Origin of the sequence: Actinomadura sp. 6K520, from assembly GCF_004349245.1 — a bacterium.
Lineage (GTDB): Bacteria > Actinomycetota > Actinomycetes > Streptosporangiales > Streptosporangiaceae > Spirillospora.
Map to the genome: position 1 here is coordinate 1 of NZ_SMLC01000343.1, position 3,026 is coordinate 3,026.

At 76.7% G+C, this 3,026-nt stretch carries 2 protein-coding genes and 1 pseudogene; 2 read left to right on the forward strand and 1 reads right to left on the reverse strand.

Going from position 1 to position 3,026, the window contains the following annotated elements; genetic code table 11:
* Together E1289_RS38725 and E1289_RS37075 are read left to right on the forward strand one after the other, a co-directional pair.
* Window positions 1-472 (forward strand): annotated as a pseudogene (locus E1289_RS38725) (hypothetical protein); the annotation flags it as partial.
* A 242-nt stretch (window positions 473-714) separates the two neighbouring features.
* Window positions 715-1,596 (forward strand): hypothetical protein, encoded by an 882-nt coding sequence (locus tag E1289_RS37075; RefSeq protein ID WP_131988787.1) that lies wholly within the window; start codon window positions 715-717, stop codon window positions 1,594-1,596.
* Here the strand turns inward: E1289_RS37075 and E1289_RS37080 are convergent, their stop codons facing one another.
* Window positions 1,597-2,400 carry a hypothetical protein gene (locus tag E1289_RS37080; protein WP_131988789.1) on the reverse strand — a complete coding sequence of 268 codons (804 nt, stop codon included), beginning with the start codon at window positions 2,398-2,400 and terminating at the stop codon, window positions 1,597-1,599.
* Between the last annotated feature and the right edge of the window lie 626 nt (window positions 2,401-3,026).

Here is a 3,026-nt window from a genome sequence, read left to right on the forward strand (position 1 = left end):
GGCGCACACCGGCCCGCCGCCGCCCGCCCCGTCGGGCCCGGCGCCCTATCCGCCGCCACCCCACGGCCACCCGGCCGCACCGCCCGTGCACATCCACCACGGCTCACCCGGCTACCACGGCTCACCCGGCTACCACGGCTCACCCGGCTACCACGGCCACCGCCGCCACGGCGGCGCCGCGGCGGCCGGCCTGGTCGGCGGTGCCGCAGCCGCCGGGATCGCGGGCGGCATGGCCCTCGGCGCGGCGGGCGGGGCGGCCGGATACGCGCAGAACGCGGCCGGTTACGTCGCCGGCGCCCCGGTGGACGCCTTCGGCAACGTGCTCGCCGGTTACGCGGGCCAGGCGGCCGGCAACATCGCGGGGAACATCGCCGCCGACGCCGCCGGCGGCGTCGCAGGCGACGTCGCCGGAGAGATCGCGGGCGGCGCCGCCGAAATCCTCGGCGGCCTCCTGGGCGGCCTGTTCGGCTGACCCGCCCCGCAACCGCGCCGGGCCGGAAGACCCGGCCCGGCGTCGGCCGCGGCTACGGCAGGGCACCCCGCCCCGGCCCGGCAGCAGTGCGGCGCTGCTTGACGGGCTGCGCACCCAAGGACAACGCGGGTGCCCGGGGCCCGGGAAATGGCGGGCCTTTTGGACGAGATCGGCCGCGTCCTCCGCCAAGCCGCCCGCGGATCGTTATCGTCGGATGCGCAGCCCGCCTCCCGAGGAGTCACATGACCACCGTGGTCCTTGTCCTGCTCTGCCTCGCGATCGCCGGACGCGAGCTCTACCTGGCGTCCGACAAGCGGCTCCCACGTGCGCAGGCGGAACTGCGCGACCTGCGCGGCCAGCTGTCCGAACTCGCCCGGCGGCACGAGGCGCTCCGGACGGTGGTGGACGAGGCGACCGAGCCCGCCGGCATCCCGATCCCGCCGCCGCAGCCGGAGGCCCCGCCGGCCGAGGTCCTCGACGGGCTGGAGGCCCTGACCGGGCGGGTGGAGCGGCTGGAGAAGCAGTTCGGCGACCTCTCCGACGAGCTGGCCGGCCTCGACCTCGACCGCGACGCCCAGCGGGCGCTGGCCCGGTCGCTGGACGCGATGGAGCAGGACGTCCTGGAGCTTCGCCGGGAGATGCTCGACCGCCTCGACCGCGAGGAAGGCGTCGTCACGGGCGTCCTGCTCAGCGAGGAGGGCGAGGCCGAGGCACTGCTCGCCGACGCGTACGAGCGCGCCGCCGCCGAGTACGGCCTGCGGCCCCGCGTCCGCGACCAGCGATCGGCGCAGGCCGCGGGCGCGTACCGGGGGACGGTGTACCACCTGTCGGGGCGGCGCCCCGAGGTGCTCGCCGAGGACCTGTTCACGTTCGTCCGCGGCCTGTACGACCCGCGGGACCCGTCCGCCCTCAACGCGCTGCTCACCGAGCTGGCGGCGCTGCGCGGCGGCGGTGTCGCGCGGTTCGGCCCGTTCACGGCCGTCAGCACGCAGACCGCGCTCGTCTGCGGCATCCTCCCGGAGGAGGGCACGCCGCCGACGGAGCCGTGGCAGCTCGCGGACCGGATCCGCGAGCTGCCGCCCGACCGGCAGAGCGACCTGTCCTGGCTGCGCTCCGCCGACTGATCAGGGCCGGACGAACCGCGGCGCGCCCTCCGTCCGGGCCACGCCGAACGCGAGCAGGCACCGCGGGACCCGCGCCGCGTCGAGCTGCAGGCACAGCCCCAGCCCGAGGTCCGGGTCGACGAACACCACGCGCCGCAGGGCCCACAGCGCCCGGCGGACCTGCTGCCGCGTCTCCGGACGCGCCGCCTCGTGCAGCGTCCCCGTGACGACCCGGCCTGCGTAGCGCCACAGCGCCGCCGAATCCAGTACCCGCACACCCGCGGACGTCAGGTTCGCGACGATCACCACACCGCTGTCGTCGTCCTCCACGGACGGTACCGGCAGCACGCCCTCCGCCCGCAGGTCACGCGGCGCCCGCGGCCCGCCCACCGCGCGGTGGTACCGCAGCGGGTCCAGCGTGTCGACCACGAACGCCCCCGCATAGGGCCGCGACGCGCGGGGACGCCCGGGTTCCCGCATCGGCTCCCGCGCAGCCCGGACACCGAGATGCGCGCTGAGGTCGAACACCATTCCGGCGTCGTCCAGCCACGCCGGTACGCCGAGCTTCGCCGTGGTCCTGCGGTCGAGGGCGTCCATCGTCCGCCGCAGCTCATCGCCGCGCCGCGAGAGCGCCGCCGCCATCCCCCGCCCGGGGAAGGCCCCCTCCAGCACCGCGAGCGTCGCCCGCCACGTCGCACTCTCCACGAACTCGGCCACGAACGCGTCCGCGAGCGCCTTGCGCCGCCCGGGGTCGGCCATCGGCCCCGGCCCCGCCGCCGGGGGCGTGACCTCCGGCTCCGCCCGCGGGGGCGGCTCGGCCGACAACCCCTTCCCCGGCAGGAACGGCTCATCGTCATCCCACCCCGGCGACGCCCGCGGCACATGCCCCGGCCGCGAAGCACCCGAGGACGAGGACCCCGGCGGGGCACTCGGCTGCGGGGCACTCGGCTGCGGGGCAGGGTTCGGCTCACGCCGCTGCCAATCCGATGGCACCTCACCCACATCGCGCCCCGGCAGATCCGACGAACCCGGCTGTGGGGAGCCGCTCGAAGACCCAGCACCGCCAGCCGACGAACCGCCCGACGGCGAATCACCAGGGTCACGCACCGACCACGAAGCAGTCTCAGTGGACGGCCCGGGCGGGCCACCCGGCTGCGGTGCGGTGCTCGGCTCGCGCGGCTGCCGGTCCGGTGGTGCCTCGCTCACGTCGCGGGCCGGTGGGGATTGGCTGGTCTCGGCCGACTCAGGCTCGCCCCAGCGCGAAGACGTGTCCGAGTTGGTGGAGGGAAGGGCGCCTGGGGTGTGGGGTTGCCAGGGCGCCTGGTCCGGCGGCTCGGACGGGCCGCCTTCCGGCCACGTTCGCCGGCCGCCGGGTGAAGGCGGTGGTGAGCCTGGTCGGGGGGTGTCGCCCGGGACGGGGGGCTGCCAGTTCGCTGAGTGCGGTGGGGGTG

What these genes read in the sequence shown, in the direction of transcription:
- E1289_RS37075 (WP_131988787.1), top strand. Translation starts at nt 715, where the DNA reads ATGACCACCGTGGTCCTTGTCCTGCTCTGCCTCGCGATCGCCGGACGC.